The sequence below is a fragment of the Polaromonas sp. genome (assembly GCF_030680935.1).
GTDB lineage: Bacteria > Pseudomonadota > Gammaproteobacteria > Burkholderiales > Burkholderiaceae_C > Polaromonas.
Genome location: NZ_JAUXUP010000001.1, coordinates 1 through 19,831, shown reverse-complemented (window position 1 = coordinate 19,831; position 19,831 = coordinate 1). Strand labels below are relative to the sequence as shown.

Annotated in this window: 22 protein-coding genes; 16 read left to right on the top strand and 6 right to left on the bottom strand. The window is 62.2% G+C overall.

Annotated features, from left to right (window positions below):
* Positions 1 to 49: 49 nt before the first annotated feature.
* Genes Q8L50_RS00110 through Q8L50_RS00100 form a run of 3 tightly spaced genes read left to right on the top strand, consistent with a single transcriptional unit; the run spans position 50 to position 1,762 of the window.
* Positions 50 to 772 carry a GntR family transcriptional regulator gene (locus tag Q8L50_RS00110; RefSeq protein WP_305346608.1) on the top strand — a complete coding sequence of 241 codons (723 nt, stop codon included), beginning with the start codon at positions 50 to 52 and terminating at the stop codon, positions 770 to 772.
* Positions 769 to 1,464 carry an AzlC family ABC transporter permease gene (locus tag Q8L50_RS00105; RefSeq protein WP_305346607.1) on the top strand — a complete coding sequence of 232 codons (696 nt, stop codon included), beginning with the start codon at positions 769 to 771 and terminating at the stop codon, positions 1,462 to 1,464. Before Q8L50_RS00110 ends, Q8L50_RS00105 begins: the two co-directional genes overlap by 4 nt.
* Positions 1,454 to 1,762, top strand: a complete 309-nt coding sequence (locus Q8L50_RS00100) for an AzlD family protein (RefSeq protein WP_305346606.1) — start codon at positions 1,454 to 1,456, stop codon at positions 1,760 to 1,762. Before Q8L50_RS00105 ends, Q8L50_RS00100 begins: the two co-directional genes overlap by 11 nt.
* Before the next feature lie 98 nt (positions 1,763 to 1,860).
* Here the strand turns inward: Q8L50_RS00100 and Q8L50_RS00095 are convergent, their stop codons facing one another.
* A complete protein-coding gene (locus Q8L50_RS00095) occupies positions 1,861 to 2,895 on the bottom strand; it encodes an NADP-dependent oxidoreductase (RefSeq protein WP_305346605.1) in 1,035 nt (344 codons plus the stop codon).
* A 209-nt stretch (positions 2,896 to 3,104) separates the two neighbouring features.
* Here Q8L50_RS00095 and maiA point away from each other — a divergent pair, with 209 nt between their 5' ends.
* Both maiA and pgeF read left to right on the top strand, forming a co-directional pair.
* The gene (maiA, locus tag Q8L50_RS00090; RefSeq protein WP_305346604.1) at positions 3,105 to 3,746 is read left to right on the top strand and encodes a maleylacetoacetate isomerase; all 642 of its coding nucleotides are present in this window, start codon (positions 3,105 to 3,107) and stop codon (positions 3,744 to 3,746) included.
* Positions 3,725 to 4,558, top strand: a complete 834-nt coding sequence (gene pgeF, locus Q8L50_RS00085) for a peptidoglycan editing factor PgeF (RefSeq protein WP_305346603.1) — start codon at positions 3,725 to 3,727, stop codon at positions 4,556 to 4,558. Before maiA ends, pgeF begins: the two co-directional genes overlap by 22 nt.
* Here pgeF and Q8L50_RS00080 read toward each other — a convergent pair.
* Complete coding sequence (locus Q8L50_RS00080) at positions 4,466 to 4,789, bottom strand: hypothetical protein (protein ID WP_305346602.1); 324 nt, start codon at positions 4,787 to 4,789, stop codon at positions 4,466 to 4,468. The two genes, pgeF and Q8L50_RS00080, sit on opposite strands and share 93 nt — an antisense overlap.
* 282 nt (positions 4,790 to 5,071) lie before the next feature.
* Here Q8L50_RS00080 and phaC point away from each other — a divergent pair, with 282 nt between their 5' ends.
* The 4 genes from phaC (at position 5,072) to Q8L50_RS00060 (ending at position 9,498) form a co-directional block, all read left to right on the top strand.
* A complete protein-coding gene (phaC, locus tag Q8L50_RS00075) occupies positions 5,072 to 6,820 on the top strand; it encodes a class I poly(R)-hydroxyalkanoic acid synthase (protein WP_305346601.1) in 1,749 nt (582 codons plus the stop codon).
* A 32-nt stretch (positions 6,821 to 6,852) separates the two neighbouring features.
* Positions 6,853 to 8,031, top strand: a complete 1,179-nt coding sequence (locus Q8L50_RS00070; RefSeq protein WP_305346600.1) for an acetyl-CoA C-acetyltransferase — start codon at positions 6,853 to 6,855, stop codon at positions 8,029 to 8,031.
* A gap of 138 nt (positions 8,032 to 8,169) precedes the next feature.
* On the top strand, positions 8,170 to 8,907 hold the full coding sequence (phbB, locus tag Q8L50_RS00065; RefSeq protein ID WP_305346599.1) for an acetoacetyl-CoA reductase: 738 nt from the start codon (positions 8,170 to 8,172) through the stop codon (positions 8,905 to 8,907).
* Positions 8,908 to 9,045: 138 nt separating this feature from the next.
* On the top strand, positions 9,046 to 9,498 hold the full coding sequence (locus Q8L50_RS00060; RefSeq protein WP_305346598.1) for a ribonuclease HI family protein: 453 nt from the start codon (positions 9,046 to 9,048) through the stop codon (positions 9,496 to 9,498).
* Here the strand turns inward: Q8L50_RS00060 and Q8L50_RS00055 are convergent.
* The 4 genes from Q8L50_RS00055 to Q8L50_RS00040 form a co-directional block, all read right to left on the bottom strand.
* On the bottom strand, positions 9,495 to 10,025 hold the full coding sequence (locus Q8L50_RS00055) for a nucleoside deaminase (RefSeq protein ID WP_305346597.1): 531 nt from the start codon (positions 10,023 to 10,025) through the stop codon (positions 9,495 to 9,497). The genes Q8L50_RS00060 and Q8L50_RS00055 overlap by 4 nt on opposite strands.
* A gap of 35 nt (positions 10,026 to 10,060) precedes the next feature.
* Complete coding sequence (locus Q8L50_RS00050; RefSeq protein WP_305346596.1) at positions 10,061 to 11,755, bottom strand: PhoH family protein; 1,695 nt, start codon at positions 11,753 to 11,755, stop codon at positions 10,061 to 10,063.
* Positions 11,756 to 11,922: 167 nt separating this feature from the next.
* The gene (locus Q8L50_RS00045; protein WP_305346595.1) at positions 11,923 to 12,399 is read right to left on the bottom strand and encodes a peroxiredoxin; all 477 of its coding nucleotides are present in this window, start codon (positions 12,397 to 12,399) and stop codon (positions 11,923 to 11,925) included.
* A 133-nt stretch (positions 12,400 to 12,532) separates the two neighbouring features.
* Positions 12,533 to 12,934 (bottom strand): Mth938-like domain-containing protein, encoded by a 402-nt coding sequence (locus Q8L50_RS00040; protein ID WP_305272777.1) that lies wholly within the window; start codon positions 12,932 to 12,934, stop codon positions 12,533 to 12,535.
* A 175-nt stretch (positions 12,935 to 13,109) separates the two neighbouring features.
* Between Q8L50_RS00040 and Q8L50_RS00035 the strand changes: the two genes are divergently transcribed.
* From Q8L50_RS00035 to Q8L50_RS00005, 7 genes are all read left to right on the top strand, one after another.
* Positions 13,110 to 14,327, top strand: coding sequence for a pyridoxal phosphate-dependent aminotransferase (locus Q8L50_RS00035; RefSeq protein ID WP_305346594.1), 1,218 nt, complete (start codon positions 13,110 to 13,112; stop codon positions 14,325 to 14,327).
* Between the two features lie 68 nt (positions 14,328 to 14,395).
* Positions 14,396 to 15,718 carry a homoserine dehydrogenase gene (locus tag Q8L50_RS00030; protein ID WP_305346617.1) on the top strand — a complete coding sequence of 441 codons (1,323 nt, stop codon included), beginning with the start codon at positions 14,396 to 14,398 and terminating at the stop codon, positions 15,716 to 15,718.
* Positions 15,718 to 17,259, top strand: a complete 1,542-nt coding sequence (locus tag Q8L50_RS00025; RefSeq protein WP_305346593.1) for a threonine synthase — start codon at positions 15,718 to 15,720, stop codon at positions 17,257 to 17,259. Before Q8L50_RS00030 ends, Q8L50_RS00025 begins: the two co-directional genes overlap by 1 nt.
* Before the next feature lie 78 nt (positions 17,260 to 17,337).
* Complete coding sequence (mobB, locus tag Q8L50_RS00020) at positions 17,338 to 17,871, top strand: molybdopterin-guanine dinucleotide biosynthesis protein B (RefSeq protein ID WP_305346592.1); 534 nt, start codon at positions 17,338 to 17,340, stop codon at positions 17,869 to 17,871.
* Positions 17,868 to 19,163, top strand: coding sequence for a gephyrin-like molybdotransferase Glp (glp, locus tag Q8L50_RS00015; RefSeq protein WP_305346591.1), 1,296 nt, complete (start codon positions 17,868 to 17,870; stop codon positions 19,161 to 19,163). The genes mobB and glp overlap by 4 nt, the downstream gene beginning before the upstream one ends.
* Positions 19,164 to 19,180: 17 nt before the next feature.
* On the top strand, positions 19,181 to 19,432 hold the full coding sequence (moaD, locus tag Q8L50_RS00010) for a molybdopterin converting factor subunit 1 (RefSeq protein WP_305346590.1): 252 nt from the start codon (positions 19,181 to 19,183) through the stop codon (positions 19,430 to 19,432).
* A 1-nt stretch (position 19,433) separates the two neighbouring features.
* A partial coding sequence (locus Q8L50_RS00005) for a molybdenum cofactor biosynthesis protein MoaE (protein ID WP_305346589.1) occupies positions 19,434 to 19,831 on the top strand: 398 nt, incomplete at its 3' end.

Genomic DNA, 19,831 nt, shown 5'->3' with positions numbered 1-19,831 from the left:
TTTCTAAAAACGGTATACCAAAATTAAAATTCAGTGTACAGTCCGCGCCATGAACTTGCAAGAGACGGTATTGATCCAGTTGCGCGACCTGATCCTGCGTGGCGAATTCGAGCCGGGTCAGCGCCTGGCCGAGCAGCAACTGGCCGAGCGCCTGGGCGCTTCGCGTACACCGGTTCGTGCCGCGCTGGTGACGCTGGAGCAGGAGGGCCTGGTCGAGGCCAACGACACCGGCAAGTTTCTGGTGCGCCAGTTCACGCCGCGCGAGGTGGCCGATGCGATTGCGGTGCGGGGGCACCTTGAAGGCATGGCGGCGCGTCTGGTGGCCGAACACGGTGTCTCGCGCCAGTTGCAGGCCGAGTTGCAGGCTTGCCTGGCCGAGGGGGACCTGGCGCTTGCCGCCAACCCGCTCGATTTTGAAAGTTATGCGGCCTACGCGGTGGTGAATGACCGCTTCCATGCGCTGGTACTGCAAGCCAGCGGCAACCGCGCGCTGCAGCGCGCCGTGGCCCTGAACGACAAACTGCCGTTTGCACCGGCTTCGGCCATGCTGCCCATGCAGGGCACGGTCACGCTGGACCGCGACTGGATGCTGTATGCGCATCGCCAGCACCACATGCTGTTCGCCGCGCTCAAGGCGGGTGAGGGCGCACGCGCGCAGGCGCTGGCCACTGAACACACCGAAGTTGCGCAGATGAACATGCGCATGGCGCTGGAGCGCCGGGCCGAGGCCGAGCGCGTGTTGCCGGCCATTCGCCTGGTGGTGGGGCGTTGACAAAAGCAGCTGTCAGCTTTACCGCTGCCGGTGTGCGCCGCGGCTTTTTCGCCGCGCAGGTGATGGCGCCGGGCATCACCTTGTATGCGATGGTCTTTGGCGTGCTGGCCAGCGAGCGCGGCATGAGCTGGCTGCAGGCCATGCTGATGAGCGCCGCCGTTTATTCAGGCAGCGCACAACTTGCAGCGCTGCAGGGCTGGACCGCTACGGCAGCCGTTACGCCCGTCATCGTCACGATTTTGGTCATGAATGCGCGTTATGTCCTGTACGGCGCAGCCCTCCAGCCCTGGCTGGCGGGCCTGCCGCGGCATCAGAGCTGGGGCTCGCTGTTTTTCCTCGGCGACGGTAATTGGGCCATGGCCATGCGCGAGTACGAAACCGGTTTCCGCGATGCGGGCTATGTGCTCGGCTCCGGCGTGGCGATGTTTGTCCCCTGGATCGGCGGCACCCTGCTCGGCCACCTGCTGGCGGGCAGCGTGCCCAACCCTGCAGCCTTTGGCCTCGACTTCATGCTGGTGGCGTTTGCCGCGGCGATCGGCATGGTGCTTTGGCGCGGCAAGTCCGATCTGTGGCCGGTCGCCGCGGCCGGGCTGGTGGCGCTGACCCTGCACCGGCTGCTGCCGGGTGCCTGGTACATCGTCGGCGCGGGCATCGCGGGCGGCTTGATGGGAGCGTGGCGCCATGGCCGTTGAATCGACTTTTCTGCTGGCGCTGATCGGCATGGCACTGGCGTCTTTTGCCTGCCGCATCAGCGGCTTTTTGTTGATGGGCTACGTGCGCATCACGCCGCGTGTGGAGGCTGCACTCAAGGCCATCCCGTTGTCGGTGATGGTGGGCATCGTGACGCCAGCCGCTACCTCGGGCAAGCTGCCGGAAATGCTGGCCTTGCTGGCGGTGGGGCTGGTGATGAAGCTGGTGCGCAACGACCTGGCCGCCGCGGTGACCGGCGCGGCGACGGTGGCTGCGGCGCGTTGGCTGGTGGGCCATTGATCGGTTCGCTACTCATGACAACCCGCCGTTCGGGCTGAGCCTGTCGAAGCCTGTCCTGAGCTTGACGAAGATCCCTTCGACAAGCTCAGGGCGAACGGTCAATCCTTTGCCACCTGCAGCACCAGCTTGCCGAAGTTCTCGCCGTTAAAGAGCTTGAGCAGGGTTTCGGGGAAGTTCTCGATACCGTCCACCACGTCCTCCTTGCTTTTCATCTTGCCGTCCTTGAGGTAACCGGCCATCTCGGCAATCGCCAGCGGATAACGGTCGGCGTAGTCAAACACCACAATGCCTTCCATGCGCGCGCGGTTGACCAGCAGCGACAGGTAGTTGGCTGGTCCCTTGACCGGCGTGGTGTTGTTGTACTGGCTGATGGCGCCGCAAATGATGATGCGGGCGCCGCGCGTGATGCGTGTCAGCACGGCGTCGAGGATGTCGCCGCCGACGTTGTCGAAATAGATGTCCACGCCCTTGGGGCAGTGTTCCTTGAGCCCGGCCTTGACGTCGCCGGCCTTGTAGTCGATGCAGGCGTCAAAGCCCAGCTCATTAACCACCCAGTCGCACTTGGCCTTGCCACCCGCTATGCCCACCACGCGGCAGCCCTTGAGTTTGGCGATCTGACCGACCGTCTGGCCGACGGCGCCCGCCGCGCCCGAGACCACCACCGTTTCGTCGGCTTTTGGCTGGCCCACATCCATCAGGCCGAAGTAACCGGTCATGCCGGGCATGCCCAGCACGTTGAGCCAGGCCGTCAGGCCCATGCGCGGGTCGATCTTGAACATGCCGCTGCGCTTGATCTGCGCTTCGGGAATCAGGCAGTACTCCTGCACGTCCAGTCCGGCATTGACATAGTCGCCCACCGCAAAGGCGGCGTTGTTGGAGGCGATCACCTTGCCGACGCCGCCAGCGCGCATGACGGCGCCGATCTCGACTGGCGGGATGTAGCTTTTGCCTTCGTTCATCCAGCCGCGCATGGCGGGGTCCAGCGATAGGCTCAGGGTTTTGACAAGGACGCCACCGGGGCCGGGCTCGGCAACGGGCTCGGTGGTGAAGCTCCAGTTGTCGCGGGTCGGCAGGCCCACGGGGCGGCTGGCCAGTCGGACCTGGTGGTTGGTGAGGGTGGTGATGGTGCTCATGGGTATCTCCTTGGGGTATCCGTTCGGGCTGAGCCTGTCGAAGCCTTCTGCAATTTGCACAGCACTTCGGCCCTCCAACAAGCTCAGGACAGGCCAGGCGCAGTGCGAACGGGAAAAATTTGATGCTGCTTGACGTGCAGACTGAATGGTAGCGGCGGCCTGTCCGCGCGTCAGTCGCGCAGGCGATTCGTTTCCTTTATGCTTTCCCCATGAAGCTTTACAACTATTTCCGCTCCTCTGCGTCCTACCGCGTGCGCATCGCGCTGCAGCTCAAGGGTCTGCCCTACGACTACCTCCCGGTTCACATCGCCAAGGGCGATCACCGAAAAGAAGCCTATTCCGCGGTGTCGGCCGACATGCTGGTGCCCATGCTGCAAACCGATGAGGGCGAGCGCCTGTCGCAGTCCATGGCCATCATCGAGTACATCGACGAGACCCATCCGGCCGTACCGCTGCTGCCGGCCGACGCGCTGGGCCGCGCCAAAGTCCGTGCGCTGGCGCAGTCGATCGCCTGTGAGATTCACCCGCTGAACAATCTGCGTGTGCTCAAGTATCTGGTGCGTGAACTCAAGGTCGATGAGGACGCCAAAAACACCTGGTACCGGCACTGGTGCCGCGAAGGCCTGGAAGCTTTCGAGCGCCAGCTCGGCCAGCTCCCCCCATCCACCTACAGTTATGGCGAGACGCCGACCCTGGCGGACTGCTGTCTGGTGCCGCAAATCTTCAACGCCCAGCGTTTCAAGGTGAACTTCGACGGCCTGACCCGCACCATGGCCGCTTACGAAGCCTGCATGGCGCTCGAGGCTTTCCAGAAAGCCCAACCCTCGGCATGCCCGGACAGCGAGGCCTGAGGGAGACCGTGCACCCCGACTGGCTGATTCCCGACTGGCCCGCGCCCGCCGGCGTGCGAACCCTGTTCACCACCCGCGCCGGCGGCGTGTCGATGGTTCCCCATGACAGCCTGAATCTGGGTGACCATGTGGGTGACGAACCAGCCAGCGTCGCCGCCAACCGCGCCATGCTGGGCCAGGCCCTCGGTGCCACGCCGGTGTTCTTGCAGCAGGTGCATGGCACGAAGGTCTTGACTCTCGAGGCCGACAGCCCACACGGCCAGCAAGCCGACGCCGCTGTGACCAGCCAGCGTGGCGTCGCATGCACCATCATGGTGGCCGATTGCCTGCCAGTGCTGCTAAGCACGCTGGACGGTTCTGTGGTGGCCGCTGCGCATGCGGGCTGGCGCGGGCTGGCCGGCTCGCAGGGTAGCGGCATTCTGGAGAAAACTTATGCGTCGTTTACGGCTTTGGCCCATATGGGACCTGCGCAAACAGCTATCAATACCATAGCGTGGTTGGGCCCCTGCATTGGCCCGACCGCGTTTGAGGTGGGTGCCGAAGTGAGACACGCTTTTACCGATGCGTCGCCCCAGACTGGTGCCTGCTTTACGGCGGCTGCCCCCGGCAAATACCTGGCCGATCTGGCCAGGCTGGCCCGGCTGCAACTGCAGGCGCTGGGGATCACCCGGATTTACGGCAACAACAGCTCCGCACCCTGGTGCACGGTGGGCAATGCCTCAAGGTTCTTTTCGCACCGGCGCGACGCTGGGATCCACGGCAACGGGCACCACACTACCGGCCGCATGGCCGCCTGCATCTGGCGCGAATGAATCGGGTCGATGTGCCTCGGGGTCCGCCGTGGCGGTTTCGGCTGCCTCGCGCGCCTTGATCGCCTTGCGTCTGGCGGGCGCGCGCATCAGGTAAACCACCAATGACACCGGCCCGACCCCATAAAGTACAAAGGTGATGACTGCGCCCAGCAGCGTGCCTGTGGAGTGGGTGGCTTCCGCGACGCTCATCATGAGCACCACATACATCCACGCGATGACAATCAAATACATAAATTTTTGCGCCCTGTCATGAGCCGGAAAAGGTTTTCCCCGATACTAGTACTGCAACCCGAAAATATCGAAACATGAAAGCGCGTCTTCGCACCCATTGCGGCGTTGCAACCCTTGAGAAGGCTGTCAGCCTTCGCTGCGGCTTGCGCCTTGCCCTGGGCACGAAGCCATCACTTTCATTTTGTTCCGCTACCTCCGGGTTGCAGTACGGGTCCTGCTGCGGGTATAACAGCTCTGTACAGACCCCATCACCAGAGCCCGTCACCACCCGGGGAGACAAGCATGAATTCTGACCCAAACCTGGCGCAATCCGCCCAACAAGTCCAGGAGACCTTCGCCCTGGGTCTGAAACAGATGATGGGTGCCATGGCTGGTGTCGGGCTGGGCACGCCGCCGGGTTTTGCGCCCATGGGCCTGGATGGGCTGAAGGCCGCGGCGCCGCCGCTGCAAATCGATCCGGCCAAACTGCTTGAAATCCAGCAGAGCTACCTGAAAGACATGGGTACGCTGTGGAACAGCGGCCTGCAGGCTGGCGCCAGCCCCGCAGTGTCAACCGACCGGCGTTTTGCGGCTGAAGCCTGGCACAGCAACCCGGTGGCGCAATTTGCCGCATCGGCCTACCTGCTCAATGCCCGTACCCTGATGGGACTGGCAGACGCGGTAGAGGGCGACGAAAAGACAAAAGCCCGTGTGCGTTTTGCGGTGGAGCAGGCCATGGCCGCAGCTGCACCCAGCAACTTTCTGGCGCTCAACGCAGAGGCGCAGAAAAAAGCCATCGACACCCAAGGCGAAAGTATTGCCCAAGGCCTGACCAACCTGCTGCACGACCTGAAGCAGGGCCATGTGTCCATGACCGACGAAAGCGTCTTCGAGGTCGGCAAAAACGTCGCCACCACCGAAGGCGCAGTCGTTTTTGAAAACGAAATTTTCCAGCTCATCGAATACAAACCGCTGACAGCCAAGGTGTACGAAAAACCCTTCTTGCTGGTGCCCCCCTGCATCAACAAGTTCTACATTCTGGACCTGCAACCCGATAACTCATTGATTCGTTATGCCGTGGCCCAGGGCCACCGCACCTTTGTGGTGAGCTGGCGCAACCCTGACGAGTCCATGGCCGAAAAAACCTGGGACGACTACATAGAACACGCCGCCATCAAGGCGATTGAAGTCACGCAAGAGATCACTGGCGCCAAAACCATCAATGGGCTGGGCTTTTGTGTGGGCGGCACGATTTTGGCCACCGCGCTGGCGGTGCTGGCTGCGCGCGGAGAAAAGCCAGTGACCAGCGCCACCTTTTTGACCTCCCTGCTGGAGTTCAGCGACACAGGCATCCTGGACATTTTTATTGACGAGCAGTCCGTCAGCTACCGCGAGATGCAGATGGGCAAGGGCGGCCTGCTCAAGGGACAGGACCTGGCATCCACCTTCAGCTTTTTACGCCCCAACGACCTGGTGTGGAACTACGTGGTTGGCAACTACCTCAAGGGCGAAACGCCGCCGCCTTTTGACCTGCTGTACTGGAACAGCGACTCGACCAACCTGCCGGGCCCGTTTTACGCCTGGTATTTGCGCAACACCTATTTTGAAAACAACCTGGCCAAACCGGGCAAGCTGACGGTGTGCGGCCAAAAAGTCGATCTGCGCAAGGTGGACATGCCCGCCTACATCTACGGCTCGCGTGAAGACCACATCGTGCCTGTGGGCGGCGCTTATGCCAGCACGCAGGTGTTGCCCGGCAAAAAGCGTTTTGTCATGGGCGCTTCAGGCCACATTGCGGGCGTCATCAACCCGCCCGCCAAGAAAAAACGCAGCCACTGGACATACGACAAACTGCCCCAGGGCAAGTTTCCCGCCACGCAGGCCGAGTGGCTCAAGGGCGCCAAAGAGCACCCTGGCAGCTGGTGGACCGACTGGTCAGACTGGCTTCAAGGCCATGCCGGCAAACAGATTGCCGCACCAAAAACGTACGGCAGTCGCAAGTTCAAAGCCATCGAGGCCGCACCCGGCCGCTACGTCAAGGCCAAGGCCTGAAACCCGAAAAATTCAACTGTAGAAAGTAAATCATGGAAGACATCGTTATCGTTTCAGCCGCCCGCACCGCCGTCGGCAAGTTCGGCGGCAGCCTGGCCAAAACCCCGGCCACCGAGCTGGGCGCAGCCGTTATCAAGGCCGTGGCCGAGCGCTCAGGCCTGTCGCCAGACCTGATCGGCGAAGTCATCATGGGCCAGGTGCTGGCGGCTGGCGTGGGCCAGAACCCCGCGCGCCAAAGCGTCGTCAAAGCCGGCTTTCCCCATGCCATTCCCGGCCTGACCATCAACGCGGTCTGCGGCTCTGGCCTGAAGGCCGTCATGCTGGCCGCCCAGGCTGTGGCTACCGGCGACAGCGAAATCGTCATTGCCGGCGGTCAGGAGAACATGAGCGCTGCGCCACATGTGCTCAACGGCTCGCGCGACGGCCAGCGCATGGGCGACTGGAAAATGATCGACTCCATGATTGTGGACGGCCTGTGGGACGTCTACAACCAGTACCACATGGGCATCACCGCTGAAAACGTCGCCAAAAAATACGGCGTGACCCGCGAGATGCAGGACGCGCTGGCCCTGGCCAGCCAGACCAAAGCCATGGCCGCGCAGGACGCCGGCAAGTTCAAGGACGAGATTGTTCCGTTTTCCATCGCCCAGAAAAAAGGCGACCCCATCGTTTTTGCTGCCGATGAATTCATTAACCGCAAAAGCACTGCCGACGGTCTTGCCGGCCTGCGCCCGGCATTCGACAAAGCCGGCGGCGTGACCGCAGGCAATGCCTCCGGCATCAACGACGGCGCTGCAGCCGTGATGGTGATGACGGCCAAAAAAGCCGCTGCCCTGGGACTCAAACCGCTGGCCCGCATTGCCAGCTACGCCACCAGCGGCCTGGACCCCGCTTTCATGGGCATGGGTCCGGTGCCCGCTTCGACCAAGGCCCTGCAGCGCGCCGGCTGGAAAGCACAAGACCTGGACCTGCTGGAGATCAACGAAGCCTTTGCTGCGCAGGCCTGCGCCGTCAACAAGGAGATGGGTTGGGACACCAGCAAGGTCAACGTCAACGGTGGCGCCATTGCCATTGGCCACCCGATTGGTGCGTCCGGTTGCCGCATCCTGGTCACGCTGATTCACGAGATGGTCCGCCGCGACGCCAAAAAAGGCATTGCCAGCCTGTGTATCGGCGGCGGCATGGGGGTTGCCCTCACACTGGAACGCTAAATATGAGGTAAAAAGTGCTTGTGGCCCTTGCAGAATGCGCGTAATCAGCTATTTATTTAATAGCAAATTTCCGCCAAGGCGAGGTCATCAAAGCTTCTTTTCAACTGCTTTCAGAACCAATAAATCAAGGAGCAAGACATGGCAAAACGAGTAGCGTACGTCACCGGCGGCATGGGCGGCATTGGAACCGCCATCTGCCAGCGCCTGCACAAGGACGGCTTCACCGTGGTGGCCGGTTGCGGCCCCACACGTGACTTCACCAAATGGATAGACGAGCAAAAAGCGCTCGGTTACACCTTCTACACATCGGTCGGCAATGTCGGCGACTGGGACTCCACCGTTGCTGCGTTTGACAAAGTCAAGGCCGACCACGGCCCGGTCAGCGTGCTGGTCAACAACGCCGGCATCACGCGCGACGGCCAGTTTCGCAAGATGAGCAAGGCCGACTGGGATGCCGTCATCTCCACCAACCTCGACAGCATGTTCAACGTCACCAAGCAGGTGATCGAAGGCATGATCGAAGGTGGCTACGGGCGCATCGTCAACATCTCGTCGGTCAATGGCCAGAAGGGCCAGTTCGGCCAGGTCAACTACTCGACCGCCAAGGCTGGCCTGCACGGCTTCACCATGGCGCTGGCGCAAGAGGTCGCCAGCAAGGGCGTGACCGTCAACACCGTGAGCCCGGGCTACATCGGTACCGACATGGTCAAAGCCATTCGCCCCGACGTGCTTGAGAAAATTGTTGCCGGCGTACCCGCCAAACGCCTCGGCACCCCGGAAGAAATCGCCTCCATCATTTCGTGGATTGCGTCGGATGAAGGCGGTTACGCGACGGGTGCTGACTTCTCGCTCAATGGTGGTTTGCACATGGGTTGATGCGCAGGCATCAGTCAGAAAAACCCGCTTCGGCGGGTTTTTTATTTTCTGTTGTTGTATTGAAATGGGACTCTCTACGCGCTGGAGCGCTGTGCCATACCGCATCTGAATAAGTGAAATTTGGCATTGGAAAATTTCTTGGCTTTCTCTATCGACTGGATCATCCACTGCGACGGCAGCGCTGTGCCCAATCCCGGCCGCATGGGCCTGGGTGCGGTGCTTGTCGCGCCTGACGGCACGCGGCATGAGCTTTCGAAGGCAACGGATGCGCGCGGGTGCAACAACGAGGCGGAGGCGCGGGCGCTGATGCTGGCGCTGCGCGAGGCGCGGGCGCGCGGGGCGACTGCGCTGCAGATTTACACGGACAGCAGCCTGCTGGTGGCGCAACTTGGCGCGGGCGCCGCGCCGCCAGTGCAGCGGCTGGCCGCTCTGTATTCGGAACTGGGCGCCTTGCTGGGCACCTTTACGCGCACTTCGCTGCACTGGATACCACGGCACCGCAATGCCGAGGCCGATGCGCTGGCGCGTGCGGCGCTGGGGCTGGCACCGAAAGGACCGGTGAAGCTGGCGAAGAATAAAAGGCAGCGCTAGCTGCTTTTGTTCCAGAAGCCGTGATGCGGCACGGCGGCTTCGTCTTCCAGCAGCGGGCCCAGCACTTCGATGGATCGATGTCCGGTTGCAAAGACCTGCCTGCAGGGAAGGGACAGGGTCGGATTCTCCGGATGGGCGCCGGTCATTTCCAGCAGCTTGCCCTCGGACAGGCCGTAGACGACGCGGCCGATGTTGCACCAGTAGATCGCACCGGCGCACATGCAGCAGGGTTCCGCACTGGTGTACAGCGTGCATTTGGCCAACTGCTCCGGCGGCAAGGCGCGGGCTGCCAGCGCGGCGGCTGCCAGTTCGGCATGTTGGGTCGGGTCGCCTTGCGGCGGCAGGGAGTTGTTGCCAGCGATGGCGATGACCTTGCCGGTTTCATCGGCCACCAGCGCCGCAAAGGGGTGGTGTCCCTTGGCGCGTGACTCGGCTGACAGCGCGATGGCTTGTCGCAGCAGGGCCAGGTCGAGCGCCGAGGGGATGGCCCCGGCGTCGATGCTGCGATGCTTGCCGGCTTCGTCCATGGCTCAGCGCGTGCGGGTCATCCGCAGGCCTGCTGTCAGAGCACCTCGCTGGCAAAATCCGCCAGCCGCGAGCGCTCCCCGCGCGCCAGCGTGATATGCCCGCCATGCGGCCAGCCTTTGAAGCGGTCCACTGCGAAGGTCATGCCGGACGAACCTTCGGTCAGATAAGGCGTGTCGATTTGCGCCAGATTGCCCATGCATATGATTTTTGTGCCGGGGCCGGCGCGCGTGATCAGTGTTTTCATCTGCTTGGGCGTCAGGTTTTGCGCCTCGTCGATGATCACGTACTTGTTCAAAAAGGTACGTCCGCGCATGAAGTTCATGCTCTTGACCTTGATGCGTGAGCGGATCAGCTCGTTGGTGGCGGCGCGCCCCCATTCGCCGGAGCCGCTGTCGTTTTTGCCCAGCACTTCCAGGTTGTCGTCGAGTGCGCCCATCCACGGGCCCATCTTTTCTTCTTCCGTGCCCGGCAGAAAACCGATGTCTTCGCCCACGCTGACTGTGGCCCGGGTCATGATGATCTCGGTGTAGCGGCGGTCGTCCAGCACCTGGGTCAGGCCGCTGGCCAGGGCCATCAGGGTTTTGCCGGTGCCGGCCGTGCCGGCCAGGGTGACGAAGTCGACCTCCGGGTCCATCAGCAGGTTCATCGCGAAGTTCTGCTCACGGTTGCGCGTGGTGATGCCCCACACCGCGTTTTTCAGGTGGGTGTAGTCCTTGAGTGTTTTCAGCACCGCAGTTTTGGCGCGGATTTCTGTCACGCGGGCATACAGCGGTGGCTCGCCCGGTGCTTCAAAAAATACAAACTGGTTGATCAGCAGGCTGCCGACAATCGGGCCGGTGATGCGGTAGAAGGTGTGGCTGCCCTGTTGCCAGCTCTCGATCGTTTTGCTCTGGCGCGTCCAGAAGTCGGTCGGCAGCGCCAGCGAGCCGGCGTACAACATGTCGCCGTCTTCCAGCGTCTTGTCGTTCTGGTAGTCGTCGGTGGCCAGGCCCAAGGCTCTGGCCTTGACGCGCATGTTGATGTCTTTGGACACCAGCACCACTTCACGCGGTGCATGTTCCTTGCGCAGGGCTTCGACCACGCCGAGGATCTGGTTGTCTGCCTTGCCCTGGGGCAGGCTCATGGGCAGGGAATAGTCCAGCGGCTTGGTCTGGAAAAACAGGCAGCCGCCGGCTTCGCGGTGGCCGGTGGTGTCGAGTTTCAGTCCCTTGGCAATGTCGGCGCCATTGGTGCCGGCCAGCGCGTCCAGCGTGCGGCTGGTCTGGCGCGCATTGCGCGCCACCTCGGTCATGCCCTTCTTGTGGCCGTCCAGCTCTTCCAGCACGATCATGGGCAAAAAGATGTCGTGCTCTTCAAAACGGAACAGGCACATCGGGTCGTGCATCAGCACGTTGGTGTCCAGCACAAACAGCTTGGTTGGGCCGGTGTGTTTCGGTTTTTTGGCTTTGGCCACCGGCTCCGGGCGGCTGGGCGCCGGGGTGTCGTGTTTCTGATAAGTGGCAGCGCCGGGTTTTCCAGGGCGTGAAGGGGCTCTGTTCAGGTAGGCGGTGGGATGCTCGGCCTCGCCGCCGCCTGAGCGGCTGTCAAACAGCTCAAGCGCAACGGGCTGCTGGTCGGGCTCGGTGTGCTCCGTCTTTCGCGCGGCCTTGGAATGCGAACGGGCCGGCGCATCGAGGGCGTCGGCTGAGAGCAAAGCGGCACGTTTGGTCGGGGCGGGTGGCAAGGGCATATTGCTTGAGGCTCGCTGAAATAGGTTTCAAAAAGCGAAAAAGCCGCCTGGAGGCCAGGGCGGCTTTTTCGGTGGGCGCAGTCGCTAAGGTCAACAGCATGAAGTCACTATACACGACTCCTGTGTCATCAAAGCGGCTCTGTAAAGGGTCTTTTTTACAGCCCTTTTCAGGCGGCTTTTTTCAGACCCTTGACGGCCTTGAGCACGTCGTCCACATGGCCGGGCACTTTCAGGCCGCGCCACTCTTCCTTGAGCATGCCGTCGGCCCCCACAAGGAAGGTGCTGCGCTCAATGCCCTTGACCTTCTTGCCGTACATGAGCTTGTTTTTGACCACACCGAACATGTGGCACATTTTTTCTTCGGTGTCGGCGATCAGCTCAAAAGGCAGCTCGAGCTTGGCCTTGAATTCATCGTGCGACTTCATGTTGTCGCGCGAGACACCAAACACAGTGGCGCCGGCCTTGACGAAGTCCTTGTAGCGGTCACGGAACTGCATGGCCTCCGTCGTGCAGCCGGGGGTGTTGTCTTTGGGGTAGAAATACAGAACCACGACGTGGCCGAGGTGGGTTTGGTTGGAAACCTTGACGCCGCTGGTGGCGTTGGCTTCAAATTCGGGGAGTGGTTTATTGACGACGACTGCCATACTGCTTGGACCCTGACGAAAGTAGTTGTAATTAGCCGTTGGCCTAAGGCTGCAACATGTTGGCCTTGACTTGGGGAGTCAACCGCATGTGGCACCAAACGCAACCCAAGATTTTACCCTGAAAGCCCCCGCGTCACTCTGGGGGACTGTCCGCCGTCTCAATCAGCAAGGCCGCCACGACATTTCGGCCTTCGCCAGCCAGGATGTTGTAAGTGCGGCAAGCGGCGAGGGTGTCCATGGTCTCCAGGCCGATGCGTGCGGCCATCAGGCTGCCCAAAAAGGCGGGCGGCGGGAAGCGCAAACGGCTGCCACTGCCAAAAATTACCAGTTCAGGCCGGGTTTCGGCCAGGCGTTCAAAGTGTTCAGCCCTCAGGTCTTCAAAACGGCTGCACAACCAGTCAAATTTCTCCCCACGTGAACCCAGCACAATGCTGCGCTCGATTTTCTCGGTCCCGCCCTTGCCGCCAATGCCGATCCAGCCGGGGCCATAGCCAAGAATCGATTGCATGTCGAGTTGGTCGGGTTGCAGTTTCATGCGGTATGGGCTTGGGTGGGTGAGGGGGAGGAGCCCGCGAAATCGCGGTTTTATGTGGTCAAATTATAGATTCCGCCCGTTTTTTCCGGGGCTGCGGCCCGCATGCCTCCCCCTTGTTCCAGTTGGCAGAAGGGTCGCAGTACCCCGGTTTGTGCCTTCATCTCACCAAAGCGACATGAAACCGATCACCAAATCCGCCAAGCTGGCCAATGTGCTGTACGACATCCGCGGCCCGATCATGGACGCGGCCAAGCAGATGGAGGAAGAAGGTCAAAAGCTCATCAAGCTCAACCTCGGCAACCTTGCGGTGTTTGGTTTTGACGCACCCGAAGAGGTACAGCAGGACATGATCCGTAACCTGCCTGCTTCGGCCGGATATTCGGACAGCAAAGGCATTTTTGCGGCGCGCAAGGCCGTGATGCACGAGACCCAAAAGCAGGGCATCAAGGGTGTCACGCTGGACGACATTTACCTGGGCAACGGCGCCAGCGAGCTGATCTCGATGGCCACCAATGCGCTGCTGGACAACGGTGACGAGTTGTTGTTGCCTTCCCCCGACTACCCCTTGTGGACGGCTTCAACCAGCCTGTCGGGCGGCACGCCAGTGCACTACCTGTGCGACGAAGACAACGGCTGGATGCCCAATCTGGCCGATATTCGCGCCAAGATCACGCCCAAAACCAAGGCCATCGTGGTCATCAACCCGAACAACCCGACCGGCGCCTTGTATTCCGACGAATTGCTCAAGGGCATCGTGGCGATTGCGCGCGAGCACGGCCTGGTGATCCTGGCCGACGAGGTATACGACAAGGTCTTGTACGACGGCGTCAAACACACGGCCATTGCCAGCTTGTCGACCGACGTGTTGACCCTGACCTTCAACTCGCTGTCCAAAAGTTACCGCTCTTGCGGATACCGCGCCGGTTGGCTGGTGGTGTCGGGGCCGAAAAAGCAGGCACAGGACTACATCGAGGGCCTGAACATGCTGGCCAACATGAAGCTGTGTTCCAACGTGCCCGGCCAGTGGGCCATTCAGACGGCACTGGGCGGTTACCAGAGCATCAATGACCTGACCTGCGAAGGCGGGCGCCTGCGCCGGCAGCGCGACCTGGCCTATGAGCTGATCACCGCCATTCCCGGTGTGAGTTGCGTCAAGCCGAGCGCAGCGCTGTACATGTTTCCCAGGCTGGACCCCAAGGTGTACCCGATCACCGACGACCGCCAGTTTTTCCTGGAGCTGCTCAAGGAGACCAAGGTCATGCTGGTGCAGGGCACGGGCTTCAACTGGGCCGCGCCCGACCACTTTCGCATTGTCTTTTTGCCGCATGAGGAAGACTTGCGCGAAGCGATTGGCCGGATTGCCAAATTTCTGGAATCCCGCAGAAAAAGCTGACCGCCGGCCGCTTGGCCCTTGGTCAGGCGCTGTAATTATTTGATACAAAAAACATGACTTCAACAACTCTGAAACCAATCAAGGTAGGCCTGCTGGGCATGGGCACGGTGGGCAGCGGTGTGTTTACCGTGCTCAAACGCAACCAGGAAGAAATCTTCCGCCGCGCCGGCCGCAGCATCGAGATTGCGATGGTGGCCGACCTGGACACCGCGCGTGCGCAGGCCGCTGCGGGCGCCGGCATCACGGTGGTGGACGACGCGCGCAAGATCATCGCCAACCCCGAGATCGACATCGTCATCGAACTGATCGGTGGTTACGGCATTGCCAAAGCGCTGGTGCTGGAAGCGATCGAGGCCGGCAAACATGTGGTCACCGCCAACAAGGCGCTGCTGGCTGTGCACGGTACCGAAATTTTTGCAGCAGCACACCGCAAGGGTGTGATGGTCGCGTTTGAAGCGGCCGTGGCCGGCGGCATCCCCATCATCAAGGCGCTGCGCGAGGGTCTGACGGCCAATCGCATCCAGTGGATTGCCGGCATCATCAACGGCACCACCAATTTCATCCTCAGCGAAATGCGCGACAAGGGCCTGGACTTTGATGTGGTGCTGAAAGAAGCGCAGCGTCTGGGTTACGCCGAGGCCGACCCGACCTTCGACATCGAGGGCGTGGACGCCGCGCACAAGGCCACCTTGATGTCGGCGATTGCCTTTGGCATTCCGGTGCAGTTTGACAAGGCCTATGTCGAAGGCATCACCAAGCTGGGCGCACAGGACATCAAATACGCGGAACAACTCGGCTACCGCATCAAGCTGCTGGGTATCACCAAACGCACAGCCAAGGGCATTGAGCTGCGTGTGCACCCCAGCCTGGTGCCGGTCAAACGGCTGATCGCCAATGTGGAAGGGGCCATGAACGCCGTGGTGGTGCAGGGTGATGCCGTTGGCACCACCTTGTATTACGGCAAAGGGGCAGGCAGCGAGCCGACAGCCAGCGCGGTGATTGCCGATCTGGTCGATATCGCACGCCTTGACGGCGCCAATGCTGCGCAGCGTGTGCCGCACCTGGCTTTCCAGCCGCAGTCGATGAGCGACACACCGGTGCTGGCCATGAGCGAAGTGGTGACCAGTTATTACCTGCGCCTGAACGTGGCCGATGAGGCCGGCGTGCTGGCCAAAGTGACCGGCATCCTGGCCGAAGCCGGCATCAGCATCGACGCGATGCTGCAGCGAGAGGCTGACGAGGTGGGTGGCGAAGGCGCGACCCAGACCGACCTGATCATCCTGACGCACGACTGTGTGGAAGCCAAGATGAACAGCGCCCTGGTGCAGATACAGGCGCTGCCGACCGTGCTGTCGCCGATCACGCGCATCCGCAAGGAAGAACTCGCCTGATGAAATATTTGTCGACCCGCGGCCATGCGGACCGCAAACAGTTCTGCGAAATCCTGCTCGAAGGCCTGGCACCCGATGGCGGGCTTTATTTGCCCGAGACCTATCCACAGGTTGACGCCGCAACGCTTGAGAAATGGCGCGGCCTGCCGTATGCGGGCCTGGCGTTCGAGGTGTTGTCGCTGTACATCGACGACATTCCTGCGGCTGACCTGAGGGCGATTTGCGAGAAGACCTACACCGAAGAGGTGTTCGGCACCCGGGAGATCGTTCCGCTGCGCAAGCTCGAAGATGCTTCGACGAGCTCAGCACGAACGGAGTTGTACCTGGAGGCTCTGTCCAACGGCCCCACCCTGGCCTTCAAGGACATGGCAATGCAGCTGTTGGGCAACCTGTTTGAATACGAGCTGGCACGCCGTGGCGAAGAGCTCAACATTCTGGGCGCGACCAGCGGTGACACCGGCAGCGCCGCTGAATACGCGATGCGCGGAAAAAAAGGCGTGCGCGTTTTCATGACCTCGCCGCAGGGCCGCATGAGCCCCTTTCAGCAGGCACAGATGTTCAGTCTGCAGGATGCCAACATCCACAACATCGCGATCGAAGGCGTGTTTGACGATTGCCAGGACATCGTCAAGGCGGTGTCCAATGACCTGGACTTCAAGCGCAAGTACCGCATAGGCACGGTCAACTCGATCAACTGGGCGCGCCTGATGGCGCAAGTCGTCTACTACTTTGCCGGTTACTTCCAGGCCACGAATGTGGCCCCCACGCTTGTCGCTTCGCGTACTGCGCTGCCCCCCGAGGGGGCCACTGCGCCTGCGGACTGGCAAAGCCAGATCCGCGGCCCGGCCTTGAAGGGGACCGCTCTCCCTCGCGTCAGCTTCACCGTTCCGTCTGGTAACTTCGGCAATGTCTGCGCCGGCCATGTGGCGCGCATGATGGGCCTGCCGATCGCGAAGCTGGTGGTCGCGACCAACGAGAACGATGTGCTCGACGAATTTTTCCGGACCGGCGTCTACCGCGTGCGGGCCAGCGCCGACACGCATGAGACTTCCAGCCCGTCGATGGACATTTCCAAGGCGTCCAACTTCGAGCGGTTTGTGTTCGACCTGCTGGGCCGCGATGCGGTGCGTGTGGCCGACCTGTTCGGTGCGCAACTCTCCAGGCAAGGCTGCTTCGACCTCAGCGGCGACGCGGTGTTCCAGTCGGCGGCGCAGCACTACGGCTTTGCCAGCGGCAAAAGCACACACGCCGACAGGCTGGAGACCATTCGCGACACCTTCCAGCGGTTCGGCAGCATGATTGACACCCACACGGCCGATGGCCTGAAGGTCGCGCGTCTTCACGTGCAGCCCGGCGTGCCCATGGTGGTGCTGGAGACCGCCTTGCCGATCAAGTTTGCCGAGACGATCCAGGAGGCGCTGGGCCGCCTGCCCGACCGGCCGGCGAAGTTCGATGGCATCGAGGCCCTGCCCAAACGGGTGCAGGTCATGCCTGCCGACGTCGCCCTGGTGCAGGCCTACATCGCCAAACATGTGAGCTAAATCGGCCTCCAGCCCATGTCGGGAAAGCGCAAGCAGCTATGAAATTGATAGCTAACCAGGATTGGTGAAAACTGTTTTATGAACGTGGTTGCATTTGCCGGCTATTCCGGTTCGGGTAAAACAACGCTGGTCGAGAGCCTGATTCCTGCGCTCAAGCTGCGCGGCTTGCGGGTGTCGGTCGTCAAACACGCGCACCACAATTTCGACATCGACCATCCTGGCAAGGACACGCACCGGCACCGCGAGGCCGGCGCCTTCGAAGTGGTGGTGGCGTCGGACCGGCGGCTTGCGCTGATGCGCGAGTTCGAGCAGCCTGCTGCACTGAGCGTGCATCACCTGATCGCCGAGCTCTACGACGGGGTGGACTGGGTGCTGGTCGAGGGGTTCAAGAGCAGTGACCTGCTCAAGGTCGAGGTCTGGCGCGCCGAATCCGGCAAGCCGGTACGTTACCCGGACGACGATTTTGTGGTCGCCATCGCCACCGACTCGCCAGCGCAACTTCCGGAAACCACCCTGAGGCCGGTGCTGGATTTGAATGCGCCCGATGCCGTGGCGCAGTGGCTGGTCGACAATCAGAGCCGGTTTGTCTACAACGCCAATCACTACGCATGAACACCTCGACCGCCGCTCTTGCCGCTTCGCCCGGGCGTGCGCCGCTGCGCTCGCTGGACGACGCGCTGGCAGAACTGCTGGCCCATGCCGTCCCGCCGGTGGGCAGCGACACTGTCTCCACCTTTGACGCCGATGGCCGCGTGCTGGCCGTGGACGTGGTCTCGGCCCTGCAGGTGCCGCCCGAGGACAACAGCGCCATGGACGGTTACGCGGTGCGCAGTACCGAGCTGTCCGACGAAGGCGTGGCGCTGCGGGTTTCGCAGCGCATCCCGGCCGGCAGCAGCGGCGGTGCGCTGGAGTCCGGCACGGTAGCGCGCATTTTCACCGGTGCGCCGGTGCCCGCCGGTGCCGATGCGGTGGTGATGCAGGAGGACTGTGAGCCGGTGGCCGGGCGCGAAGGTTTTGTGCGGGTGTTGCAGATTCCCCAACCCGGCCAGTGGATACGCCGCGCCGGCGAAGACGTCAGGCGCGGTGCCACCGTGCTCTCAAAAGGAGAGCGCCTCACGCCCGCTGCGCTTGGGCTGGCAGCCAGTATTGGCATGGATGTGCTGCAGGTGGCGAAGCAGCCGCGGGTCGCGCTGTTTTCCACCGGCGACGAACTCGTGATGCCCGGCGAGGTCGCGCCGGAGCAGATGCGGCCTGGCGCGATCTACAACTCCAACCGCTTTTTTCTGCGCGCACTGCTGCTGCGCCTGGGCTGCGAGGTGACCGACATGGGCATCGTGCCGGACCTGCGCGACGCCACGCTCGACGCGCTGCGCAGCGCAGCCGCCAGCCACGACCTGATCCTGACCAGCGGCGGCGTGTCGGTGGGCGAGGAAGACCACATCAAGCCGGCGGTGCAGCAGCTCGGCTCGCTGGACCTCTGGCAGATCGCCATCAAGCCCGGCAAGCCGTTTGCATACGGCAGGGTGAACAGGCCGGCTTCGACAGGCTCAGCCCAAACGGCTTTTGCGCATTTCATCGGCTTGCCCGGCAACCCGGTGTCCAGCTTCCTGACTTTTCTGGTGCTGGTGCGGCCCTTCCTGCTCAAGCTGCAGGGTGCCAGCGAACTCGCGCCAGCGTCCTTGCCGCTGGTGGCGGATTTCGACTGGCCGCGCGCCGACAAACGCCGCGAATTTTTGCGGGTGCGGCGCAATACCACCGGGGGCCTCGAACTGTTTGCCAACCAGAGCTCGGGCGTGTTGACCTCGGCGGTCTGGGGCGAGGGTGTGGTCGACAACCCGGCCGGCCAGACCATACGCCGCGGCGATACCGTGCTGTTCCTGCCGTTCTCTGCGTTGTTGTCCTGAAGGCTGAAGGACCTGTCATGAAAATCACCGTCAAGTACTTTGCTTCCGTCCGCGAGGCCATCGGTCAGGGCAGCGAGTCGCTGGACACCGCGGCCACCACACTGTCCGGGCTGCGCGACGAGTTGATCACACGCGGCCCGGCTTACGCGGAGGCTCTGGCGCGCGGCAAGGCCGTGCGTCTGGCGCTCGACCAGGTCATGAGTGATGAGTCGGCAGCCTTGAGCGAGGGTGCGGAAGTGGCTTTCTTCCCGCCTGTGACAGGAGGTTGAGATGGCTGAAGGTGTGAGCATCCAGACCGGCGACTTCAATCTCGCCGACGAGATTGCCGCATTGCGGGCGGGCGACAAACGCGTTGGAGCGGTCTGCAGCTTTTTGGGGACGGTTCGCGATCGCAACGATGGATGCGATGTGCGTGCCATGGAACTTGAGCACTACCCCGGCATGACCGAAAAATCCATCGAGGCCATGATCGCCGAGGCACACAAACGTTTCGACATCTACGGCGCGCGTGTGATCCATCGTGTCGGCCTGTTGCAGCCGCTGGACCAGATCGTGCTGGTGGCGGTGAGTTCGGCCCACCGCGGCGAGAGCTGTCAGGCCTGCGCGTTTTTGATGGATTACCTCAAGACCCAGGCGCCGTTCTGGAAAAAGGAAGAGACGCCGGAGGG